The sequence below is a fragment of the Verruconatronum alginivorum genome (assembly GCF_056590205.1).
In genome coordinates this window covers 118750-141595 of the sequence record NZ_JBWPVQ010000001.1, presented here as the reverse complement: position 1 = coordinate 141595, position 22846 = coordinate 118750, and the positions used below count along the sequence as shown (strand labels likewise).

19 protein-coding genes are annotated in these 22846 nt (G+C 59.2%); 16 read left to right on the top strand and 3 right to left on the bottom strand.

The window, feature by feature from the left end:
- Window positions 1-100: 100 nt before the first annotated feature.
- A complete protein-coding gene (locus tag ACWUI2_RS00395; protein WP_486980882.1) occupies window positions 101-898 on the top strand; it encodes an N-acetylmuramoyl-L-alanine amidase in 798 nt (265 codons plus the stop codon).
- On the opposite strand, the gene ACWUI2_RS00390 is transcribed toward ACWUI2_RS00395, so the two are convergent.
- Entirely contained in the window at window positions 864-1616 is a 753-nt protein-coding gene (locus ACWUI2_RS00390; protein WP_486980881.1) for a hypothetical protein, read from the bottom strand. The two genes, ACWUI2_RS00395 and ACWUI2_RS00390, sit on opposite strands and share 35 nt — an antisense overlap.
- 306 nt (window positions 1617-1922) lie before the next feature.
- On the opposite strand from ACWUI2_RS00390, the gene ACWUI2_RS00385 reads away from it, so the two are divergent.
- A complete protein-coding gene (locus tag ACWUI2_RS00385; protein ID WP_486980880.1) occupies window positions 1923-2540 on the top strand; it encodes a nucleoside monophosphate kinase in 618 nt (205 codons plus the stop codon).
- A gap of 243 nt (window positions 2541-2783) precedes the next feature.
- Here ACWUI2_RS00385 and ACWUI2_RS00380 read toward each other — a convergent pair whose 3' ends face one another.
- Complete coding sequence (locus ACWUI2_RS00380) at window positions 2784-3116, bottom strand: hypothetical protein (RefSeq protein ID WP_486980879.1); 333 nt, start codon at window positions 3114-3116, stop codon at window positions 2784-2786.
- Between ACWUI2_RS00380 and ACWUI2_RS00375 the strand changes: the two genes are divergently transcribed.
- The 5 genes from ACWUI2_RS00375 to astB all read left to right on the top strand — a co-directional run bounded on the left by ACWUI2_RS00375 (window position 3115) and on the right by astB (window position 10144).
- Window positions 3115-4251, top strand: coding sequence for a transposase (locus ACWUI2_RS00375; protein ID WP_486980878.1), 1137 nt, complete (start codon window positions 3115-3117; stop codon window positions 4249-4251). The genes ACWUI2_RS00380 and ACWUI2_RS00375 overlap by 2 nt on opposite strands.
- 640 nt (window positions 4252-4891) lie before the next feature.
- Window positions 4892-6133: a hydrolase gene (locus tag ACWUI2_RS00370; RefSeq protein ID WP_486980877.1), complete on the top strand. Its 1242-nt coding sequence runs from the start codon at window positions 4892-4894 to the stop codon at window positions 6131-6133.
- Window positions 6134-6181: 48 nt separating this feature from the next.
- On the top strand, window positions 6182-7261 hold the full coding sequence (locus ACWUI2_RS00365) for an arginine N-succinyltransferase (RefSeq protein ID WP_486980876.1): 1080 nt from the start codon (window positions 6182-6184) through the stop codon (window positions 7259-7261).
- Window positions 7262-7283: 22 nt separating this feature from the next.
- The gene (gene astD / locus ACWUI2_RS00360; protein WP_486980875.1) at window positions 7284-8765 is read left to right on the top strand and encodes a succinylglutamate-semialdehyde dehydrogenase; all 1482 of its coding nucleotides are present in this window, start codon (window positions 7284-7286) and stop codon (window positions 8763-8765) included.
- A complete protein-coding gene (gene astB, locus ACWUI2_RS00355; RefSeq protein WP_486980874.1) occupies window positions 8762-10144 on the top strand; it encodes an N-succinylarginine dihydrolase in 1383 nt (460 codons plus the stop codon). Before astD ends, astB begins: the two co-directional genes overlap by 4 nt.
- Before the next feature lie 138 nt (window positions 10145-10282).
- Here the strand turns inward: astB and ACWUI2_RS00350 are convergent, their stop codons facing one another.
- A complete protein-coding gene (locus tag ACWUI2_RS00350; protein ID WP_486980873.1) occupies window positions 10283-10789 on the bottom strand; it encodes a hypothetical protein in 507 nt (168 codons plus the stop codon).
- A 135-nt stretch (window positions 10790-10924) separates the two neighbouring features.
- Here ACWUI2_RS00350 and ACWUI2_RS00345 point away from each other — a divergent pair, with 135 nt between their 5' ends.
- From ACWUI2_RS00345 to ACWUI2_RS00305, 9 genes are all read left to right on the top strand, one after another.
- Window positions 10925-11770, top strand: coding sequence for a PEP-CTERM sorting domain-containing protein (locus ACWUI2_RS00345; protein WP_486980872.1), 846 nt, complete (start codon window positions 10925-10927; stop codon window positions 11768-11770).
- Between the two features lie 23 nt (window positions 11771-11793).
- A complete protein-coding gene (locus ACWUI2_RS00340; protein ID WP_486980871.1) occupies window positions 11794-13392 on the top strand; it encodes a DOMON domain-containing protein in 1599 nt (532 codons plus the stop codon).
- A gap of 163 nt (window positions 13393-13555) precedes the next feature.
- A complete protein-coding gene (locus tag ACWUI2_RS00335; RefSeq protein ID WP_486980870.1) occupies window positions 13556-14941 on the top strand; it encodes a hypothetical protein in 1386 nt (461 codons plus the stop codon).
- Between the two features lie 241 nt (window positions 14942-15182).
- Window positions 15183-15812 (top strand): acyltransferase, encoded by a 630-nt coding sequence (locus ACWUI2_RS00330; protein ID WP_486980869.1) that lies wholly within the window; start codon window positions 15183-15185, stop codon window positions 15810-15812.
- Complete coding sequence (locus ACWUI2_RS00325) at window positions 15805-16662, top strand: hypothetical protein (protein ID WP_486980868.1); 858 nt, start codon at window positions 15805-15807, stop codon at window positions 16660-16662. The genes ACWUI2_RS00330 and ACWUI2_RS00325 overlap by 8 nt, the downstream gene beginning before the upstream one ends.
- Before the next feature lie 141 nt (window positions 16663-16803).
- A complete protein-coding gene (locus ACWUI2_RS00320; protein ID WP_486980867.1) occupies window positions 16804-17898 on the top strand; it encodes a Gfo/Idh/MocA family protein in 1095 nt (364 codons plus the stop codon).
- 44 nt (window positions 17899-17942) lie between these two features.
- On the top strand, window positions 17943-19517 hold the full coding sequence (locus ACWUI2_RS00315; RefSeq protein WP_486980866.1) for a DOMON domain-containing protein: 1575 nt from the start codon (window positions 17943-17945) through the stop codon (window positions 19515-19517).
- 52 nt (window positions 19518-19569) lie between these two features.
- Window positions 19570-20334 carry a hypothetical protein gene (locus tag ACWUI2_RS00310; protein ID WP_486980865.1) on the top strand — a complete coding sequence of 255 codons (765 nt, stop codon included), beginning with the start codon at window positions 19570-19572 and terminating at the stop codon, window positions 20332-20334.
- 80 nt (window positions 20335-20414) lie between these two features.
- Window positions 20415-22733, top strand: coding sequence for a glycoside hydrolase domain-containing protein (locus tag ACWUI2_RS00305; RefSeq protein WP_486980864.1), 2319 nt, complete (start codon window positions 20415-20417; stop codon window positions 22731-22733).
- The last annotated feature ends 113 nt before the right edge of the window (window positions 22734-22846 follow it).

Here is a 22846-nt window from a genome sequence, read left to right as displayed (position 1 = left end):
CGCATGAGTGATTATTAGTGTTTTTAGTGGTTAAAAATGACTTTGAACTCCAACCGATCCCTTGACTTCCCGTCGGAATCCCGACGGTATTTTCGCCTTCATGAATCGCGCCCGATCCTTTTTCTTTTTCCCTTTCATCGTCGCCTTGCTGATGACCTTTTTCGGGTGCGCGCACCAGGAACGGACGGCGAGACCGACCCCCGATAGCACCGTGAGCGGAGGAGGACCAAGGGAGGATGCGGGATTCGTCCGTTCGGAGCCGTCGCGGCCCGGACAGAATGTGGCGTTGCCCCGTCCGGCGATGGGTTGGACCGCGGCCGGGAGTTTCCGGGAGGCCCGCCGGACGCCGGCCGACGTCACCGCGATCGTGATTCACACCACTGAGGGGCGTTATGACGACCAGGTGAGTTTCGCGGAAAACCAACGGCGCAATTACGAAGGGACCATCCGGTATTTCCAGAACAACAACCGGAATGTCAGCACTCACTACATGGTCGGACCGAACGGGGAGATCCGAAAAATGGTGCGGGAACGCGATGTCGCTTTCACCCAGACCTATTACAACGACCGCTCGATCGGCATCGAGTGCGCGGGTTGGTCGGACCGCCCCGAAACCTGGACTCCGGATTTGATGGAAGCGCTGGTTTCATTGACCGCCTATCTGGCGGTGAAATGGGAGGTGCAGCCCAACAAACCGGCCGGGACCGCGTGGGAAGGGCCGAACCGGATCGAGTTGGTCGACGGCAGTCACCGCTTCACCGGCGAAGGGTTGGTCGGTCATTATCAAATCCAGCCGTGGAATAAAACCGACCCGGGCCCCCATTTTCCGTGGGAAGAATTTGCTCAGCGGGTGCGCGAGCGGATCAACTCCGCAAGCGCCGGTAGAGGTGCCAGATGATCTCTTCGTCGACCGCCGCGGAGCTCGGATAAAGGAAAGCGTCATGGCGGAGGGCGGCCCGGACTCCGAGGGAAAGGCAGTTTTCCGGGAACATTGCGCCGATCCGGCGGAGAAGATCGCCAAAGGCGTTTTCATCTCGCAAGCGAAGCATGCTGTCGTCGAGTCGGAAGACGGATTCGGCGGTTGCCCGGAACCGGAGGCGGTAAGGTTCACATGAGAGAAAGAGTTCGAGGCGAAACTCCTTCTCGCTGCCGGAATCCCTTTCCGTCACCACCCGGACCGACTTGCTGCTTCGACCCTGGCCGCCGAAATGGTAGTCCCATTCCATGACATTCCGGGTTTTGCTGGAAGGGACTTCGAGGAAGCCGCCGGCGACGAACTGGACCTCGTCCCACGGATGGTTTTCCTCCCGTCCGAGACCGTCGACGGCGGCGAAGCCGGTTCCGGACAAACGAATCCCTCGCCGATGGCCGGGGGGGCTCAATGCTGGTAGGTCGGCGTTCGGGACGACCTCGGTTTGAATCTGGAAATGCTCGAGGGCGATCTGAAAGGCGACGGCATCGTCGTGGGGAATGCCCCGCACGATGATTCCGAACAGTTCCCGTTCGATCCGAGCGCAATCGGCTTTGGCGACGCTCGGTACATGGACCGAAGCCATTTCGAGAGTTTGCCGGGAAATCTTTTCGCCAAGGGTTTTCTGGAGTAGGGCGTAGCTCATTGGAAGAGAATTATGAGGGATAAATTATGAATTATGAAGGGAAGGAGGGGTTCTGGAAAGGAGAAAGCGATTCATTGAATGGCAGAAATATGCCAGAATTACGGCGGATTTTGTTGGAGTTCCGCCTTAGGCGGTCTGCGTCTGGACGCGGCTTCCAGTTGAAGGCGGGACACCGACCGTTTTGCGGATGAAAGCCCTTGCCTTCGGCGATGCGCTTCCGGATTGAAGTCAAGCGCTTGTGCAATAGAGGGTTTTTCGGGCATCAAAAGGCTTGTCTCGTTCATCGGGAACGACATAGGGTGAGGGATGAAATACAGGACGCTGTTGATCTTTGGTGCCCCCGGGAGTGGGAAAGGAACACAAGGGGCGACGCTCGGATCGCTCCCTCGCTTTTATCATTGTGCCTGCGGCGACGTCTTCCGGTCGATTGACACCCGGAGCGAAATCGGCCAGGAGTTTTTGCGTTACTCGAGCCAGGGCAAACTGGTGCCGGATCAAACTACCGTGGCCCTTTGGAAAGCGCACATCAATAACGCGATCAAAATGGGTTATTTCAAACCCGACATCGATTCCCTCATTTTGGACGGCATTCCGCGGGTGGTGACTCAAGCGGAACTGATGACCGATTTGATCGATGTGAAAAAAGTTTTTCATCTGACCTGCCCCGACCGTCGCCGTTTGGTTTATCGGCTGAAGAAGCGGGCGTTGAAAGACAATCGCTTGGACGATGCGAACGACGAGGTCATCCAGAAGCGATTGGCGACTTACGATTCGGAATCAAAACCGGTCCTTGATTATTACGGACCTGATTTGGTCGAGCAGATCGATGCCACGATGAGCCCGGCGGAGGTGATGTTGGCCATTCTTCGAGTCGTGACCGACTTGCAACGCGAAGAAGACTGGCCCAACCCGGAGCTGACCTGACCGCGGAATCGCCGCGCGGGGGAATGGGGTAGCATCCGGCTTTGGCCGGATGACTGGAGCGGCGCGCTTCAGCCACCGTCAGTGCCGCGCCCGACGGTCTTCGCGGTTGAGGCACGAAGCTCCGGCTTATGCTCTGTTTCATCGAGTGAAAACTCGATGCCCGGGTAGCATCCGGCTTTCGCCGGATGAAGGAGCGGTGCGCTTTAGCCTAATGCCATTGCCTAATTACCGGGAAATTTTTTCTCAAAGTTTGAAGAAAAAGGTGTACAAAATTGTACACTTTTGCTTTTGAATGGAAATGGCACAGTCATTTCCTTTCTCATTTCTATTTTCATCGGACCATCTCGCCGGGCTTTCGGCGCTGGGCAATGATTTGCGCAGCGTGCTGGAGTCGAAGGCTTCCGAGCGCAGGCGCGGGCGTCCGCCTTTGAACCCGTTGGCGAATCTGCTGTGCGCGCAGACCCTGCGTATGATGAAACGCTTCGGAAGCGTGGCCGATTGCCATGCCGCCGCGACGGGCCGCGAGCTTGCCGGGAGTTGCATCTCGCGCAGGCTCAGACGGGTGGACCAAGCCATGTTGAAACAAATCAATGAGGTGGTGCTGCAGCCGAAGGCCGATCCGGAAAGCCACCCGGAGAGCTTTTACAAAGGCTGGAGGTTGGCCGGACTCGACGGGACGGCCTTCACGCTTCAGAACTGCGAAAAGATCCTCGAGACATTCCCCAAGGGAAGCAATAAACCCCGGAAGGCAGCCGGGAAATCCGGAGCTTCCCGGGGCGGCGAATACGGGTTTTCAAAAATCAACGCCTGCGCGCTGGTGGAATTGGGGACGCACGCTCCATTGGCCGCCGAAATCGGCCTGGATCGGGAAGGGGAACTGACGCTGGCCTACCGGTTGATCGCGAAGATAGGGCGAAAGATGCTGCTGCTGGCCGATTCCCTCTACGGGTGCGGAGCGTTTCTCCAGCCCCTCCACCATCATTGCCAAGGGGAGGGAGCGGCGTTTGCCATTCGGGTGCTTCCCTCACAGACGAGCGTCCCTGTGCGCGAACTCGGCGACGGCTCCCGGTTGGTCAAAGTGAAGATCCGCAGCCGCAAGCGTGCCGAAGACATCGTCGAAGAAATCATCGTGCGCGAGATCACTTACACCGTCGAATCGACCGACGAAAACGGGAAAACGACACGCAAGAGTTGCCGGTTGTGGACCAACCTGCTCGATCCCGAAATCTATCCCGCGTTGGAGTTGGCCACGCTGCTCACGCGCCGCTGGGAACACGAGATCTATTACGGCGAAGCCAAGGGGATGCTCCGCCACAAATACCTCGAAAGCCAATTGCCGGAAACCGCGGCCGTCGAAATCACGGCCCTGTTGTGGGCGAGTTCGATCCTGGCCGACGCAAGGGCCCAGGCCGCCAAAGAGGGACCGGAGCCGACCGATGTCGTTTCTATCAGTTTTTCAAAGACGCACCAGGCTGTGGAGAACGCAATCTGGCTGATATCCGTCGGACAGGAAATCCTCTCCGGAAACCAAATCGACGAAATAATCTCCAACGAGTTCAACGCCTTACGTGAACGCATCCTCAAACCCAGGCGGCAAAGACGCTGCCCCAGAAAGGTGAGGCGAAAACAGACCCACTGGAAGAAACTCGTCAAACGAACCGAATCGAAGCCCAACCCAGTCATAACACTGGCCGACCAAACCAAAACCTGATTTAGGCAATGGCATTACGCTTCAGCCACCGTCAGTGCCGCGCCCGACGGTCTTCGCGGTTGAGGCACGAAGCTCCGGCTTATGCTCTGTTTCATCGAGTGAAAACTCGATGCCCGGGTAGCATCCGGCTTTCGCCGGATGAAGGAGCGGTGCGCTTTAGCCGCCGTCAGTGCCGCGCCCGACGGTCTTCGCGGTTGAGGCACGAAGCTCCGGCTTATGCTCTGTTTCATCGAGTGAAAACTCGATGCCCGAGTAGCATCCGGCTTTCGCCGGATGAAGGAGCGGCGCGCTTCAGCCACCGTCAGTGCCGCGCCCGACGGTCTTCGCGGTTGAGGCACGAAGCTCCGGCTTATGCTCTGTTTCATCGAGTGAAAACTCGATGCTACGGGTAGCATCCGGCTTTCGCCGGATGACTGGAGCGGCGCGCTTCAGCCGCCTTCAGTGCCGCGCCCGACGGTCTTCGGCTGAAGCACGAAGCTCCGGCTTATGCTTTGTTTTCATCGAGTGAAAACTCGATGCCCGGGTAGCATCCGGCTTTCGCCGGATGACTGGAGCGGCGCGTTTTTAGACGACGGTCTTCGGCTGAATCACGAAGCTCTCGTGGGTTGACATTCGGGGGCGTTTTGTCGATTTTTGGCCCGTGGCCAGGGAGGTATTTGAGTCGTTCGTCGAACCGGTGCGGGGACGGCAGGAGGAATTTGTCGAGCGGATCGTCGCCTGGGCGAGTATCAATTCCGGGAGTCGCAATCCGGCGGGGGTCGCGAGGATGGCGCAGGTGATGTGTGCCGAATTGGAGGAGCTCACTCGCGAGGTTTGCACAATTCCGTTTCCGCCCGAAGCACAACTTCGGGACGATGGCACGACGGTCTTCTATTCAGTGGGTCCCGGGGTGAGGGCACGCAAACGACCGGAAGCGCCAGTGCAAATCCTTTTTAACGGTCACCTCGACACCGTGTTCGGCGAAGACCATCATTTCCAGCAGGTTCGGCGGGAAGGGGATCGGTTGATCGGGCCGGGAGTGGTCGATATGAAGGGGGGATTGCTGGTGATGATCGAGGCCTTGCGGATTCTCGAGTCGGCACCTTTCGCCGAGCGGATCGGGTGGGAAGTGATTTTGAATTCCGACGAGGAAATCGGGTCGCCGTGCTCCGCCGCGCTGTTGGCGGAGGCCGCTCCCCGGTTTGATGTCGGACTTGTTTTCGAACCGGCTTTGCCAAACGGCGATCTGGTGAGCGAGCGGCTGGGCACCGGGACGTTTCTCATTCGCGTGCAAGGCCGGTCGGCCCATGTCGGCCGGGAGTATTCGGCGGGGCGAAGCGCCACCGTCGCTTTGGCGGAGTTGGTGACCCGCCTTCACCGGTTCAACGACGAACCGGGCGTGATCGTCAATGTCGGCCGGATCGGCGGGGGCGGCCCTTCCTTGAATATCGTGCCTGCCGAAGCTTTTTGTCGATTGAACGTCCGGATTGATTCGGAGGAGAAGGCGAGAGAGGTCACGACAAAAATCGGAGCCCTCGTAGCGGAGCTCGATCGTAGGGACGGCTTCGCCGCCTCGCTGCACGGAGGCATCGCCCGTTCGCCTAAACGGCTGACGCCGGAGATCGAACGGTTGCTGCACGAATTCCGTACCTCCGCCCGGGAGTTGGGTTTCGAGCTGGGGTGGGCCCCGACCGGCGGAGCGTCCGACGGAAACATTCTGGCGGCGGCGGGATTGCCGACGGTCGACAACCTCGGAGTTCGGGGCGGGGGGATGCATACGGAAAATGAGTTTCTCGAAATCGGGAGCGTGATCGAGCGGATCTCGTTGTGCGCCCGGTTCCTTTTGAAGGTAGCCCGGGGCGACGTCGAACTGCCGAGCGCGGATCGACTCCGGCCGGTTTGACGACGGTCCGGTTTGCGAGGAAAGTTAAGGAAGGAACTTTTCTCGCTGATGAGTATGTCGAATTTCGTGGTGCGTCCCATTCGGGAAAGCGATGGCAACGCGTTCTTGGAACTCGCCGTCGCCACTGGCGGAGCCTTGACGAATATCTCGGTCGGGCCGGAGGTCGTCCGGCAACGAATCGACGAGTCGGTCCACTCCTTCGATCCCCGGGTGCAGAAAGCCGGGAGTCACCGTTACTTGTTTGTGTTGGAGGATCTGGAGACGAATAAACTGCTGGGCACTTGCGGAATCATTTCCAAGGTGGGCGGCTTCCAACCGTGGTACTGTTATGACCTGCAAAAGGAACCCGTCGAGTATCCGCCGCTCGGGATCGACCATGAGGTGGAGATTTTGTCACCAAACCGCAACTACAATGGACCCTCGGAGATCTGTTGCCTGTTTCTTCTGCGGCAACATCGCCGGGGCGGGCTGGGGCGGTTGCTTTCGCTGAGCCGGTTTCATTTCATGGCGGAGTTCGCCCGGCGGTTTGATGTCCGGGTGATCGCCGAGTTGCGGGGGGTGACGGATATCGATCGGAAGTCGCCGTTTTGGGAGGCGGTCGGCCGTCCCTTTTTCCGCATGGAGTTTCAGCGGGCCGACTATTTGAGCGGCTCGGAGGACAAGAGTTTCATCGAGGATTTGATGCCGAAACATCCGCTTTACGTGACGCTGCTTCCTCCGGAAGCGCGGGCCGTAATCGGCAAGCCGCATCCGCATGCGGAGCCTGCGTTGAAGTTGCTCGAAGCCGAAGGGTTTTGCTTCCGCGGACAAGTCGATATTTTCGACGCGGGTCCGATCGTCGAGGCGGAGCTCGGAGAGATCCGCTCGGTGCGGGGCCGACGGAAGGGGCCGGTGGTGAAGGTGGAAGAAGGTTCCGCCGGGAGGAATGAGTATCTCTTGAGCAACAACCAGCTTGATTTTCGAGCCTGTATTGGAAACGTGGATGCGGACGAAAAGGGAGGCCTGGTGATCGGTGCCGCGGCCGCCCGGGCCTTGGAAGTGGAAGTCGGCGATTCGGTCTCTTATTCGCCGTTGCGGGCGTCGACCGGTGGGGAGGCGGGCGTCGCCCGGATGGCCGGGAGGAATTAGAACGGACGGGAGGTTTGAAGCCATGATAAGCGGAATCGAGCAAACCCATTTGATCGGACCGAGTTGGCGGCCGGGGCAAGGGGGGACGTTGCATTCCTACGATCCTGGAACCGGCGAGGAGGTTTGGCGGGGACGGGCGGCGACGGAGGAGCAGGTGGATGATTCGGTCGGGGAGGCGCGGCACGCCTTTCGGAGTTGGCGGGACGTGGGGTTCGACCGCCGACTGACGGTCGCCGAAGCTTATGGGAAACTTCTGCAACGCGACCGCGCCGAGTTGGCCGAATTGATTTCGGAGGAAGTGGGGAAGCCGTGTTGGGAGTCGAAGACCGAAGTCGATTCGATGATCGCGAAGATAGCGATTTCGGCCGACGCCTTCCGGGAAAGGTGTGCGGAATCAAGCCGACTGGCCGGGGAAGCGACTTCCCGGACCTGTTTTCGTCCCCATGGCGTCGTGGCGGTGTTCGGGCCATTCAATTTCCCCGGTCACATTGCGAACGGCCATATCGTTCCGGCGTTGCTGGCGGGCAACACCGTGGTTTTTAAGCCGAGCGAACAAGCCCCGGCGGTCGGCGCGCGAATGGTCGAGATCTGGCGGGAAGCCGGGTTGCCCTCGGGAGTATTGAACCTGGTGCAAGGTGGCGCGGCGACCGGGGAAGCGCTCTCGACCCATCCCGGGATCGACGGCCTCTTTTTCACCGGGAGTCATCGGACCGGGATGGTTCTGCGGAAACTCTTCGCCGAGACGCCGGAGAAAATCCTCGCGATGGAAATGGGCGGCAACAATCCGTTGCTCGTTTTTGACCCGGAGGACCTGGATGCGGCCGCGTTGATGGTGGTGCAATCGGCGTATCTGACCGCCGGACAACGCTGCACCTGCGCCCGCCGTCTGGTGATTCCGAATACACCTCACGGAGACCGGTTGTTGGAAAATGTGATGAACCTGATCGGGCGGATCCGGGTGGGACCGTTCACCGACCGGCCGGAGCCGTTCATGGGACCGGTGATTTCCCATACCGCCGCCGACACGGTCCTGACCGCGCAAGCGGAGCTTCAGGAGAAAGGAGGTAGACTCTTGGTTCCTGCCACGAGGTTGCGGGAAGGAACCGGGCTCTTGAGTCCGGGGTTGATCGACGTGACTTCGGTTGACCATCGTGACGACCGGGAGATCTTCGGGCCGTTGCTTCAAGTGGTCCGGGTCTCGGACTTCGCGGAAGCGATGGCGGAAGCGAACGCGACGCGGTTTGGGTTGGCCGCCGGATTGATCAGTCGCGATCGGGCTCTGTGGGAGGAGTTTCAGGTCGAGGTCCGGGCTGGTGTGGTGAACTGGAACCAGCCATTGACCGGGGCGAGCAGCCGGGCGCCGTTCGGGGGGATCGGTCAGAGTGGAAACCATCGGCCGAGCGGCTATCTGGCGGCCGATTACTGCTCCTATGGGATGGCGGTGATGGAGCGGGAGCGGATGGGGCCCACCGGAAACTTGCCTACCGGGATCGATTTGGAATGACCGGCTCGACGAAAGAGGGGGTGGTCGAAGTTAACTTCGACGGATTGGTGGGGCCCACCCATCACTACGGTGGATTGTCGGCGGGAAACATCGCCTCCTCCGCCCACCGGTGGGAAATCTCCCGTCCGCGGGAGGCGGCGCTGCAAGGACTCGCCAAGATGGATTTGCTGATGAGACGCGGTTATCCGCAGGCCTTGCTCCCCCCGCAACGCCGACCGGTTTTCGAGATTCTCCGGGCGGCTGGATTCGGGGGGACGGAAGCGGAGGTCGTTCGCGACGCCTGGCGGGAGGCTCCCGGATTGTTATCCGCCTGTTATTCGGCCTCGGCGATGTGGACCGCGAACGCCGCGACCGTGACACCGGCCGCGGACGCGGCGGACGGACGGACTCATTTCACTCCGGCGAACTTGGTCAGCATGTTTCATCGGTCGGTGGAACCGCCCCTCACCGGGACGGTGCTCGAGAAAATCTTCGGCGACCCTCGCTTATTCGCGCTCCATCCGCCGTTGCCGCCGGGGCGGCCGTTCAGTGACGAAGGGGCGGCGAATCATACTCGGCTGGCGAGGGACCACGGCGGACCCGGCCTCCACCTATTCGTCTACGGCTTTTCGCCTTGGGAAGCGGAGAGTGCGGGCCGCTTTCCGGCGCGGCAGAGTTTGGAAGCCTCCCGGGCGGTCGCTCGCCTCCACGGAATACCTTCCGAACGGGTGATGTTCGTGCGGCAAAGTGCGACGGCGATTGATGCCGGAGTCTTTCATAACGACGTGGCGGCGGTCGGAAATCTGAATCTGTTCCTCTATCACGAAGATGCCTTCGCCGAGGGAGCGACAGTGGCGGAGGAGCTTCGAGGACGGTTCCGGGAAATCGCGGGAGGGGAGTTGGTGGTGCGGGAAGTGAAGCGGGCCCGGGTGTCGTTGGAAGAGGCGGTGCGGACCTACCTGTTCAACAGTCAGCTGCTCCGGAAACCGAATGGAGGAATGCTGTTGTTGGCTCCGGCGGAGTGCGCCGGGTCGGACGCGGTGAAAGGAGTTGTCGACGAGTGGCTGAGGGATACGGGGAATCCGATCGAGGAAGTGGAGTATGTCGATCTTCGGGAAAGCATGCGAAACGGAGGCGGACCGGCTTGTTTGCGATTGCGAATCGTCCTGACCCCGGAGGAAAGAAAGGCAGTGCGGGGGCGAGTGATGTTGGACCCGGCATTGGTCGCGGATCTAGAAAAATGGATCAGGCGGCATTACCGGGAGACGTTATCGCCACCCGATTTGGCCGATCCCCGCCTGGCGGAGGAATGTTGTCGGGCGTTGGATGAATTGGGCGAACTACTTGAGCTGGGGATGGGAGAGGGGGATGGGGGAAGGGGAAAGGAAAATAGACGATAGCTGATAGACGCATAGATGATAGCCGATAGCTGATGACACACCAAAAGCCGGTAACACACCCCACCATGCTTGCGCATGGTCCCCCCCTCTCAAGAGGGGATCTACGTGAAATATTCCCTTCTTGAGAGGGGGAGCGGCTTAGAACGGCTTGTAAACCACCAGCCAGGTGGCGAGGAAGACCAAAATGGCGGTGATGATGCCGAGGGGGCCGGCGAGGGCTTTGCGACGGAAAACCACGCCGGCGAAGGCGCTGATGGCGACCCAGATGATCAGTTTGCCGAAAAACCAAACCGGCCAGCCCCAGACGTGGCCCATGGCGAAGCCGGTGAGGACCACCAAAAGACTGGCGATGCCACTGAGGATCATCAGCTTCTTCTTGCGCCGCGAGCTCGGGTCGGCGAAGGCGGAAAACGTGAGCGCGATCATGAGGATCACGGCGACAATGTGAACGAGTTTAAACGGTTCGAGCGGCATGGTAAAAACGGTTTCGTGAAATAAAGGATCCCACAAAAGATTCCTTTCGGCCGGGGCGCAACCTGAAAACGCGGATGATTTCGGGCGGCCCGGGTAATGACGGAAGAGCCGGGACGGATGCCAAACCGAATCGGCGTTGTCGAAAATGCGAACGTATTGGCAGTCGCTCATTTGAATGCAAAATGGTTTTAAAAGTATTTTTTTAACACTTTTGGTTTGACGAACGCAGGGAGTGCTGTTGATCTTGGCCATCATCGATTGAGTTCGATCTCTCATCACATCCTGAAACCCGAACGAAATACCCATATGAAATGTAAAAAGAATCCTCGCTCCTCCTTGTTTGCCCTTGCCGCCGTTGTGCTTGCCTTGACCCCGATCCAGCCGGTTGATGCTCAGACGTTAATTTTCACTGAGGATTTCGAAGGGCTCTCGTTGAGCACGATGAACAACCAGAACAACTGGCAGGTTGCGAACACTTCCGGGGTTCGGGGGGCTGTGGTAATCGAGGGGTCCTCGCCGAATGGTGCCGCTCCCAATCAGCAAATCGTACACTATTTCAATCAGAATGAAGGGACCACCCCGAACGATGCTCCTTCTATCTTGCGGCGAAATTTCGTCAGCCCGATGAATGAAGCCCAGACCCACACGATCCAACCGATCGAAGCCACTTTCAAGATTCGCGCGAATCAACTTGGCCAGGTGGGAGAGAGTAATTTCGGGAATCATTATGTCATCCTTCGCAACGCGGGCACCTCCACGGCAGGGCGATTCATGTATGGTCCCGACGGCTTCAGGATCCGCGGTTCCGAGACTGCGGTGGGGGTCAGTCCCACTTTTGTTTCGTTCGGAACGATGAACGTCGGTGTTTGGTATGAGGTGACTTTGCATGCGAATCCGGTGACGCAACAGTTTTGGGCGAGCGTGGTGAATTTGAATGATCCAAGCCAGACCATGACTTCTCCCACCATGTATTTTGATTCGAATACGACGCTGATCAACCGGATCTCGTTTGAAAGTGGATCGATCACGAAGGCGGATGTGAATTTTAGCGACGTTTCGGTCTACGCCATTCCGGAGCCAGCGACGGTGGGGCTGTTGGCGGGGATCGGGGTGTTGTTGATGGCGATCCGGTTTCGCCGGAAGCAGAAATAACGGATCCGGTGCGGATTGAAACCATGCGAATTTTGGGTTGGTGGGTAGCGGTCGGGATGTGGGTTATCCCGGCCGCTCTTTCTTTTGGCGAATGGCGGCCGGGGTTTCCCGGAGGGAAGCTGACCGGGGAACCGGATCGGGCGGAGGTCGTCGAGGGTCGGTTGCCCGATCAGCAGGCGCTGCTGGTTGAAGAGGGCGCGTTGACCTGGGAAGTGACGCCCAATCTCGGTCGGAATTATTTGTTGGAGTTTTGGCTTCAACCGGTCGCGTGGAACGCGTTCTCGGCGGATGAAATTGTGATCGCCGAATTCGTCATCGGCGGCGAGTCCTACGTGCTGAAAAAAGCAGGGGGACGGAGCGATTTGGTACTGTCGCGGGAGGACCGGCGGTTGCAATCGTATCCGATCTACAGTTGGGATTACGCCGAATGGGCTGGAGGAATGCCTCGTCAGCGGTTGTTGCAACGGAGCGTCGGTTGGCATCATGTAAACATCTCGATCGTCGCCGAAGAGATCCGGTTGACGGTCGATGGCTTTCCCGCGTTGCCGGTCGAAGAGGGACGACTCAACGGCGCGCTGGAACGGGTTCGTTTGAAGGGGAATCCCGGCACTGCGTTCGCCGCTCCCTCCGTTTCGCGGGGGGGACCGTATGGGGCGGCGGCTTTGCGGGACCGGTTCCTGGCGCTGTTTTTGAGTCAGCCCGAGGTGTTGAATAATTTGGTGACGGTGCCATTTCTGGAAAACCCTCCGGTCGCTGACGGGGTGTTGGATGAAGGAGAATGGAGTCGCGCGGCCCGGTTCGCCGGGTTCGTCACCACCCGGGATGGCCGATTGGTGTCGGAAGAAGTTCGGGGGTATGTCGGGTACGACGACTCCCATCTTTATCTGGCGTTTGTCACCCCGTTCACCGGTGAGTTGGAGGCGACGGAGTGGGGGGAGCGTGACCGGCCGTTGTGGCAGGAGGAGAGTTACGAAATGTTTATCAGCCCTCCATTCGTGAGTGGCGAGCGTCCCCGGCGTTTGATCCAATTGATCGGGAATCCGTATGGAGACCAGACTGACCTGCGGTTGTTACCCGACCGCGACGCGGGGTGGCGGGGAAACTGGACGTGGGCGACAAATGTTCATGATGGTTATTGGGTGGCCGAGTTGTCGGCAGCGTTCGAAGAAATTGGAATGCCGCGACCGAACGCGGGAGAGGTCTGGACCGCTAATTTCGTGAACGCCAAAGCGAACGCGGCGTGGTCGCACCCGGCCGGGTTGTTTTCCAATGTCGATGCCATGGGGCAACTCCGGTTCGAGGAGCAGACGCCGGTGGTGCATTCGCGGGACTGGCGGGTTGATTCGGACGAGGCGGTGGTGTCGCTGGCGATTCTACCGGGGAACCGGCCGCAGGAATTACGGGCGGTGATTCAACTGTTTGGCGCGGCGGACATTCTTCCGACGGAGACGGTTGAACAAGAAGTCGATCTGGCGCCGGGAGATGCGGTGGAGGTAGATCTGCGCATTTCGGTCGAAGGCCACCAATCCGGTCGGATCGCGGTTTTCATTCGGGACGAAAACGACTATATCTATTATCACAGCATCGGTTTCCCTTCGGAAGCTGGGAGGAGTGGAAATTGAGAGCGACGAATGGAGACGAATCGGTTAATGTTGGGGTCCCGGCTTCAGCCGGTTTCTCCGGGAGGATTCAGCACCACGTCGGGACCGCCTGAAGGGGGAACTCCCACGTAGCAGGTTGTTCCTTTTGACTTTTTTTTGCGGCTAGCAACTGATTATCACGACCATGGAAAACGGAAAATTGCTCGCGGGAACCGCGGAAACCGATATCACCCCGTGGCTGGGGATTTCGTTGGCGGGTCATTTCAACGACCGGAAGGCGTCGGAGATCACCGATCCGCTGAAGGCGAAGGCGGTAGTCCTCGATGACGGAACCACCCAACTTGCGATGGTGGCGGTCGATTTGATCGGTCTTCCGTCCGCCGAGGTGGCGGCGATCCGGGAAAATGTCGCGGCGCGGATCCCACTTCGGAAGGAGAATATTATGATCGCCGGCACCCACACCCATACGGCGCCGGCGGTGCGGGATTCGAATAACATTCGGCGCGACGCGGCTTATTGCCAGTGGATGGTGCCGAAGATCGCCGACGCCATATGCCTGGCTTATAATCGCCGGAAGCCGGCCCGCCTCGCCTATGGGAAAGGGGATTTGCCGGACCATTGTTTTTGCCGCCGCTACCGGATGAAAGACGGAACGGTGGTCACTAATCCGGGCCGGGGAAATCCGGACGTGGTGGAGCCGGCCGACGAGATCGATCCGTTGGTCGGGGTGTTGTATTTGGAAGATCCGGACGGGAAACCCCTGGCGGTGGTCGGTCGCTACAGTCTCCATTATGTGGGTACGAGTAACGCTTACGGGGTTTCGGCCGATTATTTCGGTCATTTCGCGAAGGCGGTCCGGAGTTTGTTCGGCGAGGATTGCGCGGTTTTGTTGTTCAATGGGAATTCCGGGCAGGTCAACAACATCGACGTCTTCGATCCGGACCAGGAAAAAGGCTTGCGGCAATCGACCCGCGTCGCTCGATCTCTTGCGGGAGAAGTTGCCAAGGTGATCGGGCGGTTGCGTCCGACCGCCGATGTCAAACTCGGGGTGGCACGGGAAACGGTGCGGTTGCCCCGCAAGACCATTACGCGCCATGATCTGGATTTGGCGCAAGAGTTGCTCGATGCGAACGACCCCAACCGTCCGGCCCAGTTCGATTGGTTGGTCGGCGGACCGTTGCCGGAGGCGATGCGGTTGATCTACGCGAGGAATACCCAGGAAATCGCCCGGATGCCGGAGGCGTTTGTCACGGAAGTCCAATGCTTCCGGATCGGGGAATCGGCTTGGGTGGCGTTGCCGGGCGAGGTTTTCGTGGAAATCGGGGCGGGAATCCGGGAAGCCTCTCCCGCCGGGGAGACCTTTGTGGTTGGAATCGCCAACGACGCGCTCGGTTATTTCGCCAGTGACAAGGCGTATACGGAAGGCGGATACGAGACGTGGGCCGGGATCGGTTCGCCGGTGGCGCCGTCGGAGAAAATTCTGGTGGGCACGGCGGTGGAGTGTTTGAACCGGTTGTTCGACGCGGGAAGGAATAGCCGCGACGAGGCGCAAACAGCGCAAGAGGTTTAAGGTGGTATTGGGGAGGGGAAACCACGGAATACACGGAAGACACGGAAGGAAGGAGGAGGTGTAGGGTTTCGGTGGTTCGTAGGAGTTCCGGCTTTAGCCGGTCCGATTGGTCGGTCTTTGCCGAGGTTCGGGACCGCATGAACGCGGGACTCCAACCTGTGTCCGGGGTTTCGAGCCGGGTGGGTTTGTTCGTGTCTTCCCGGGGGGGCGTGGTTATGATTTTGTTAGTGGCTTTTTTATTATGAGCGAAGGGGACGATTATCGGAGGCGGTTTCGGGAGTGTGGCGAAGGAGTGGTGATCGAACCAGGGGTCTGGATCGAGCATCCGGAAAATTTCATCGTCGGCGACCGGGTGCGCTTCCGGCGGGGTTTTTATGTGAAAGACCCAATGGAGGAAGTGCGCATCGGATCGGATGTGAGCTTTTATCCGAATGTGTTCATTCAGGGACGTGGGCGTCTGGTCGTGGGGGACCGGGTCGATTTCTTCCCGAACAACTACCTCTCGATTTGCGGGGAAGGGAGTTTCATCGAAGTCGGTTCGCACACTCATTTCGCTCCCGGGTGCGCGCTTTACGGGCATCATGGGTTGAGCGTCGGGGAGCATTGCGCCTGCTCGGCCAATGTCGTTCTGGCGACGATCGGTCATGATCCCCGGACCCAAGGTTTATTGGTGAAAAGCGCGGCCGGGGCTCCGATCGTTTTGGAACGGGACGTCTGGGTCGGCGCGAACGCGACGGTCCTTCCCGGGGTGAGGATTCGTGAGGGATGTGTGGTCGGAGCGGGGGCGGTGGCGACCGCCGACACCGAGCCGTTCGGAATCTACCTGGGGATGCCGGCCCGGCGGGCGGCGACGCGGAAACGGGATGAGTGAGGCGGCCCCATTGCAACCGAAGTCGCTCGACGAGCACCGTGATTATCTGCATCGGATCGTTCGGTTGAAGTTGTTTTTCCTGCATCGTTGGCTGGCGGATCATCCGGAGGAAACATTCGAGGAAGCGTTGCGTCGGCGGGTCGATATTTATCGGAAAACGGAGGCGAATCCCGGCGGGCGAATCCCGGAGAAAATCGATTGGGAGGTGCAGGGATGGCGGGAGTTGGAGCTGGGATTGGCGGAAATCCATCGGCGACACGCGGAGGATGTCGTCGCCTTCGAAGAGGAAGGATTCGCGATGTTGCGTCCGAGCTTGGATGCCCGGTGGGAACGGGACTTTGCCGACGAAGCCGTCTCTCCCCCGTATCCATGCGGCAGTCTTCGACCAGCCATTTATGAAGGGCCGGTCGACCAGGTTTTTTTCCATATTGGAAACGCGGTGAATCCGCGATCGATCTTCGATAATCCGCTTTATTTGCCGAGTTGTTTCATGGTGATGATGGAGCAGGTAGAGTCCAAATACGGGGCGACCCGCCTATGCACCCGGAGTTGGCTGAATTCGCATCCTCGTTGGCTCGAATTGTTTCCCCCGGAGTGGCGGGAAAACCTCGGGCCACCGATCGTGGAAGTGGAATGGCATCTCGGATTCTGGGGCCAATTTCTCACAGCCAGACGAACGTTTCATGAGAAAAACGCGGCCTACCTGCGGCAGCACGGATGGTTCAAATACGAATTTCGGGCGGGGACTTGCGGGATCCGGGAAATGCGTAGCCATCTGATCGAGAATTTCTTCCGCCGCTCCGATGAGAAGACCGGAGCCGACGATTCGCGCAGAAGTGTTAAGTTTTGATTTTTTTCTCGGTTTTTGATTGACCGGCGGAAGATTGTTTTCCATGTTTATTCCCAATGGCTGATGGAAGGAGAGTTGCCCTGGAGTCGATCCCCGCGTGCGTCATGCTGGCCGAGCCCGGGGCTTAATTGAGGTGATACAATGATTGCGAAAAACGATTTGAAAACTGAGTCCAAAATCCGAGTGGGAGTGATCGGTTGCGGTGGAATGGCCGCGGCGCACGCCAAGCGCTTCGCGCAAGTAGGCGGTCAGATGGAAGTGACTGCCCTGGTCGATCTCGAGCGGGAGCGGGCGGAGAACGTGGCGGCGCTGATGAGCAATCGCCCGAAAGTGGCGACCGATTACCGGGAGATTCTGCCGTTGGTGGATGCGGTATTGGTGGTGTTGCCGCATCATTTGCATCACGCGGTGACGATCGATTGTTTGAACCACGGCAAACATGCTTTGGTGGAAAAGCCGTTGGCCAATTCGGAGCAGGAATGTCTCGAGATCATCGAGGCCGCGAAACGGAACGACCGGGTGTTGATGGTCGCTTACAGCATGCGGTTCCACCCGCTGGTGCGGGAGTTCAAGCGCCTGCTCGACTCCGGTGAGTACGGTGAGGTTTTCCAGTTGTCGATTTGGACCGAACAATTTACCCGCTATCCGGAAGGCCATTGGACCCGGTCGGCGGAGATGCTCGGGGGGGGGCAGTTGTTCAGCCATGGTTGCCACTACATCGACCTGATGTTGTGGATGTTGGGAAAACCGGTCCGCGGAGTTCACCTCGGGACCAACACCGGGACACCTTGGATGGAGATGGAAGGGACGAGTAACGTCACCATCGAGTTTGAAGGCGGGGTCCTCGGCTACCACGGGGCGACTTGGGGCGCGCGCGGGTCGCGTTTGCGTTATGCGTTTCATGCGCATTGCACCGAAGGGATGTTGGAACTCGATCTCTTCGGAGGCAAATTGATGGCCCACACCCGTATGGAAGGTCATACTCCAGGTGATGGGACGAGGCAGAAGACCGACATCCTGATGGAGGCCCCGCATGCCAAACCGACCGCCGAGGAGATGCGACACTTCATCGAGTGTATCCAGACCGGCAAGAAACCGCTCACCGATGCGGTTTCGAGTCTCGAAGGCCTCCGGGTCATCTGGGCGCTCTACGAAGCGGAAAACACCGGTCGGTTCGCTGGTCTGAAAGGGATGGGGCTGGGGACGAGCCAAGTGGTGCGCGCCCAGACCGTTTGATCGCAGGGGACGGCCTCGGAAGAAGATTTCAGCGGAAAAGACCTATGATGCGATTCAGTCGTTGTTTGGCGGCGGTGGCGGTCCTGTTGTGGGCCGGGGTGGCGAGTGGTCAGGCGGTCGAATACCCCGCGCCGGCGGGAACATCGCTGGCCGGCGAGCCAAGCCGGGCGGAGATGGTCGACGGCCGCTTGGAGAACCAGCAGGCGTTGGCGATCCGTGAAGGAACCCTGGGGTGGGAGGTGCGCGATTTCGGACCGAACTACTACGTTGAGTTCTGGCTGAAACCGGTTCGCTGGAATGCCTTGGATGGGAGCGCCGTCGCGCTCGCTGAGATGGGGATCGGAACCGACCGTTACACACTCAGGAAGGTGGCCGGCCGCACCGATTTGGTCTTGGAGAAAAACGGCGAAGTCGTCCAAACCTATCCGGTTTATTCGTGGGACGACGGGAAATGGGCGACCGGGATGCCGCGGAAACGGATCTTCCAACGGGCCGTCGGCTGGCATCATGTCAACCTGACTGTGGCGGGGGCCGATCTCCTGTTGACGGTAAACGGCTTTCCCGCCCGGCGGGTGACTCCGGCCAACGTCAGCGGGCGCTTGAACGCCCTTCGGCTAAACGGGAATCCCGGCACGGCCTTTTCCGACCTGGTGATCGCCAGTGGCGGCTCCCTGGATCCCGCGAACGCGCGGAAGAGGTTCATCACCCTTCTGATGAGCGCGCCCACCGTGGAGATGAATCTCGTCACCGTTCCATTCATGAGGAGTCCGCCGGTGGTGGATGGCCGACTCAACCGCGAGGAGTGGGAGGGGGCGACCCGGTTGGGCGGTTGGGTAACTACGGAGGAGGGGCGGCTCGCCGGGAATGAGACCGCTGCCTACCTCGGCTACGACCGAGAACATCTTTATCTCGGGGTAATTGTTTCGGGTGCCGGCGGCCGGGAGGCGGTCGAGGAAGGGGATACTTTGGACATATTTTTGGCGCCTCCTTTCGTCAGCGGCGAACGTCCCAGAAGGTTGATTCAGTTGACCGGTGCCCGGGATGGAACGCAGAAGGGGGTGCAATTGTTGCCATCGGCGGACGAGAATTGGAACGGCCGTTGGACCTGGAAAACGGGCGGAACTTCGGAGCAATGGGTGGGAGAGTTCTCGGCCCGCTTCCGGGATCTCGGCCTGCCCTTGCCGGAAGGGGACGATACGTGGACCGCGAATTTCATTCATTCCCGCTCGGGTATCGCCTGGACGCACCCGGCGGGGGCGATGACCGATGTGGAATCGACTGGCGAGGTTCGTTTCAGCGAAAACGTTCCGGTAATCCGATTGGGGGAATTCGTCTGGCGCGACGACAGCGTGGTGGCCATGGTCGAGATTTTCTCCCCGGACCGGCCGAGGCGGGTCACGGTGGGCGCCGATTTGTTTGGCGAAGGGGAACTGCAGCCGTCCGAATCCGTTGAAATGCCTCGGGGGGTGATGGCGGGACGAAGTTTGAAATTGGAACTCCCGCTTCCCCTCAACCATCATCGAAGTGGCCGGATTGCGGTTCACGTCAAATCCGGTGACGAACGGATTTATTACCACAGTATTCGATTTTCGGCCGCCGGGGAATCAGAGGCGGATTGACAAGGACGATCTCCAGGCGGCCAATTTCTCTCAAACCTTCCAACTCACGCCAATGAAAAAGACTAAAGTCACAGCCCTGTTCTCAACGATGTTGATCGCTCTCTCCGCCATGGTTCCGGTGGCGTATGGGGCGAAGGAATTGCTCAACGAAAACTTCGAGGCCTACGCCGCGGATGCCCGCCTCCACGGCAAGAAACCGGAGGATGGGAATCGGGCCGGCTGGGTGGTGCAGTTTGACCAAGGGGATCAACAGGGAGTCCAGGTGGTGGAAGGTTCCTCGACCGGAGGATCGGGAGCGAACGAGCGGGTTGCCCGCCTTTTCCGGAAGGACGAATCGTCCGCCAACATTCCGACGATGCGCCGGAATTTCGATCCGCAGCGGGGCGAGGTGCAATCGAGTTTCAAGATCCGGATCGACGACGACTCGGCGGGCACCCACCAAGTCGTGCTTGGAAGCATTGTGCCGAATGAGATCGGCGCCGCCGCTCGCTTCCGGTTCGGCCCGGGGGCGTTCGGCGTGCTCGGCCGCCGGGATCAGGCAGGCGGCGCCCAAGGCCCGATTGAAACATTGATTCGCAACGTGAAGGTCGGGGATTGGTATGAGGTCATCATCGCGGCGGATCCAGCGGCCAAAACCTTTTGGGTCAGCGTGACCAATCTCGACAGCGACGAAGCCGGGCAATCCGCGGTTTCGAACACCCATTACTTTTGGAGTGATATCAGTGTCCTCAACCGTTGGTCGGCGGAACAAGCCAGCAATTCGGTGATGGCGGTCTCGTTCGACGACATCGTGGTCTCGACCGTCCCGGGATCCTGATTTCCATTCCCGGATACTCCGTCGACGGCCGCGGCCCCCCGGCGGGCAGCTTCACAAACCTACATAGCAATTCTGTATTGATGAAAGACCTACTTGATATCCCGGCGGCCTCCATGGGACGGCCCCTTCGGTTCGCCCTGGGCCTTGTTTTGGTGAGTGCTGTCACCACCCCGTTTTTGTCGGCGGATTCGGAGGTTTACGAGCGGAAGTGGACCCGCGCCGAACTTGAGACGACACTGCGGGAAAGCCAGGAATGGCTCAAGAATGACATCGGCCGCAGTGAAATCGTGCCTCCGCCATGGACCCCGATGACCGTGGAAGGGCAATCGATTCATAGCTGGGGGAAAGTCTACCGCTACGACAACTCGATTCTGCCGGTTTCACTGCTCAGTCAGGACACGGAGTTGATGAGCGGAGGACCGGTCTTCCGTTTGCGGACAGGGGACCGGTGGGTGGAGTTCCGGGAAGCTGAAGTCAGCATCGATCAACGACACGACGGGCTGGTGTTGGTGCGGAGCGTGTCGCGATCCGACGGATACGAAATCCGGTTGGATAAGGAATACGAGTTCGATGGAATGGGCAAGGTGACGATGCGTCTTACCGGTCCGTCTGGGGCGCGGCCGAGCGGGCTCTATCTGGATTTTCCCTTGCGGGCGGAGACGACGACCCTGTTCCATTACACGGGGACCCGTAGTGGGGTTCGGATCGGCGGTCGCATCGCCGGGGGGGCGGCGTTGCCCCCGATGTCGGATTCCGACTCGACTCCGGCGGAAGGGATCCGGTTGGACGCGTTTCGGGAATTGGTCTGGCTCGGAAATCCTGAAGTCGGTTTCACCTGGTTCGCGAATTACATGAAAGGCTGGCCGATTCAGAACGAAGACGACATCCAGGTGATCGGACCGGTGGAGGATGGCAACCGGATGTTTACCATCAAGTTCGCCGACCGGGAGTTTACGCTGGAAGAGCCATTGCAATTGGTGTTCGGGATTCAGGCGACACCGATGCGGCCACGGGCCAAGAATTTCCGGGAGCGGGTCGGTTGGGACCGGACCACAGAGAACCGGCCGTTCCTGTTGCAATGGAGATGGGGCGATGGCTATTACTATCCCTTTCAAGACACCTTCCGGGAAGAAGCGAGAAACGACGTGGAATCGGAACGGGCTCAAGGAAGGGAGATTCTTACCACCTCGTCGACCGAGTATTTCGGAATGTATCGATTTTCCCGGGGCAAATTCGGGATCGTCGACCATCCCGGAATGATCCATCGCGAAGTGATGTTTTGGAAGGACCAATGGGATCAGCAGCGGCGCTTTGAGGGCAGCGTCGAGGATGCGCTGGCCCGTCAGGCGGCTGCTTGGAGCCGTCGGGAGCAAAGCAACCCCGGAGGGCATTCCGTGGAAGACCTATTGGCGATCGACCGGCACACGGCGCCGGGGAACGACTGGCATGGGGTGATGTGGCGGCCGACCTCGTATCCGGAGCGCTTTTGTTACGGTTCGACTTTCGCCGATTATTATGTCTGGAAATTGAAGGAGTTGGTGGAAGATACCGGCTTGCGGGCGCTCTACCTCGACCAGCAAATGTATCAATGTCGTAATCCCGACCACGGTTGCGGATATGTCGATCATAATGGCGAGTGGGTCGGACAAGGGAACTTCTTCGCGATGCGGGACATCATGAAGCGAGCCTACATTATGATGTATGAACTCAACGGGCAACCGCCGGAGTTCATGTGGCACAGTTCCTATCAAGTGCTCGTACCGATCATTTCCTTCACCACGATTTTTTGGGATGGGGAAAAATACACCCACCCCGGTCATCCGCGCAGCATTGTCGGACAGGAGTTTTACAGCAGTTTCTTGAGCGAAGGACTCATGCAGGTGCAGCATACCGGCAAGGCGTTCGGGTTCATCGCGGACTTCCTTCCGCAGATCACTCGGGACGAGCTCCGCGGCTTGGTGACCTCATCTCCGACCATTGCCACCGCTCGCGATATGATGGGGCTCTTGATGATCCACGATTCCCATATCGACGGATACGGATCGTTGACCTACCATGGTGGATTGATCGCGCGAATTCTGAATACGCGCATGTCGTATCCGTTGAGTGAGATGGATGTCGCCTATTATTGGCAACCGAATAATGGAGTAGCCACGGCCCCGGAATCCGTCCGTCCGATTCTGCATTATGGGGAGGATCAAGCCCTGCTCATTCTCTTCAACTGGGGGGATGAAACGATCCGGGCGGAGGCCGATCTCGACACCGATCGACTGGGCATCGCCGCGACCAATTTCCAGGTGAAGGACGCACTCACCGGCGAGCCGATCGATTCGAATGGCCGCCGGATCCAGACCGACATCTTGCCGCGCGATTTCCGAATGTTGGAAGTGAACTGGTAAGGTGCATTCGTGTAACCGGTAACCCGGATGTTGGTAGCACCGAAGGTGCGGAATTCAATAGCCCAGTCCGAAGGGCTGGGTTTTGGGTTTGGGGCGAGGTTGCTGCCTGAAGG

Bases quoted from the DNA above. Each gene is read 5' to 3' on its own strand.
- ACWUI2_RS00350 (WP_486980873.1), bottom strand. From the start codon at position 10,789: ATGAGCGACTGCCAATACGTTCGCATTTTCGACAACGCCGATTCGGTT.
- ACWUI2_RS00375 (WP_486980878.1), top strand. From the start codon at position 3,115: ATGTTGAAACAAATCAATGAGGTGGTGCTGCAGCCGAAGGCCGATCCG.
- ACWUI2_RS00335 (WP_486980870.1), top strand. From the start codon at position 13,556: ATGGAAAACGGAAAATTGCTCGCGGGAACCGCGGAAACCGATATCACC.
- ACWUI2_RS00310 (WP_486980865.1), top strand. From the start codon at position 19,570: ATGAAAAAGACTAAAGTCACAGCCCTGTTCTCAACGATGTTGATCGCT.
- ACWUI2_RS00345 (WP_486980872.1), top strand. From the start codon at position 10,925: ATGAAATGTAAAAAGAATCCTCGCTCCTCCTTGTTTGCCCTTGCCGCC.
- ACWUI2_RS00320 (WP_486980867.1), top strand. From the start codon at position 16,804: ATGATTGCGAAAAACGATTTGAAAACTGAGTCCAAAATCCGAGTGGGA.
- astB (WP_486980874.1), top strand. From the start codon at position 8,762: ATGACCGGCTCGACGAAAGAGGGGGTGGTCGAAGTTAACTTCGACGGA.
- ACWUI2_RS00340 (WP_486980871.1), top strand. From the start codon at position 11,794: ATGCGAATTTTGGGTTGGTGGGTAGCGGTCGGGATGTGGGTTATCCCG.
- ACWUI2_RS00365 (WP_486980876.1), top strand. From the start codon at position 6,182: ATGAGTATGTCGAATTTCGTGGTGCGTCCCATTCGGGAAAGCGATGGC.
- ACWUI2_RS00395 (WP_486980882.1), top strand. From the start codon at position 101: ATGAATCGCGCCCGATCCTTTTTCTTTTTCCCTTTCATCGTCGCCTTG.
- ACWUI2_RS00315 (WP_486980866.1), top strand. From the start codon at position 17,943: ATGATGCGATTCAGTCGTTGTTTGGCGGCGGTGGCGGTCCTGTTGTGG.
- ACWUI2_RS00325 (WP_486980868.1), top strand. From the start codon at position 15,805: ATGAGTGAGGCGGCCCCATTGCAACCGAAGTCGCTCGACGAGCACCGT.
- ACWUI2_RS00330 (WP_486980869.1), top strand. From the start codon at position 15,183: ATGAGCGAAGGGGACGATTATCGGAGGCGGTTTCGGGAGTGTGGCGAA.
- ACWUI2_RS00305 (WP_486980864.1), top strand. From the start codon at position 20,415: ATGAAAGACCTACTTGATATCCCGGCGGCCTCCATGGGACGGCCCCTT.
- ACWUI2_RS00385 (WP_486980880.1), top strand. From the start codon at position 1,923: ATGAAATACAGGACGCTGTTGATCTTTGGTGCCCCCGGGAGTGGGAAA.
- astD (WP_486980875.1), top strand. From the start codon at position 7,284: ATGATAAGCGGAATCGAGCAAACCCATTTGATCGGACCGAGTTGGCGG.
- ACWUI2_RS00390 (WP_486980881.1), bottom strand. From the start codon at position 1,616: ATGAGCTACGCCCTACTCCAGAAAACCCTTGGCGAAAAGATTTCCCGG.
- ACWUI2_RS00380 (WP_486980879.1), bottom strand. From the start codon at position 3,116: ATGGCTTGGTCCACCCGTCTGAGCCTGCGCGAGATGCAACTCCCGGCA.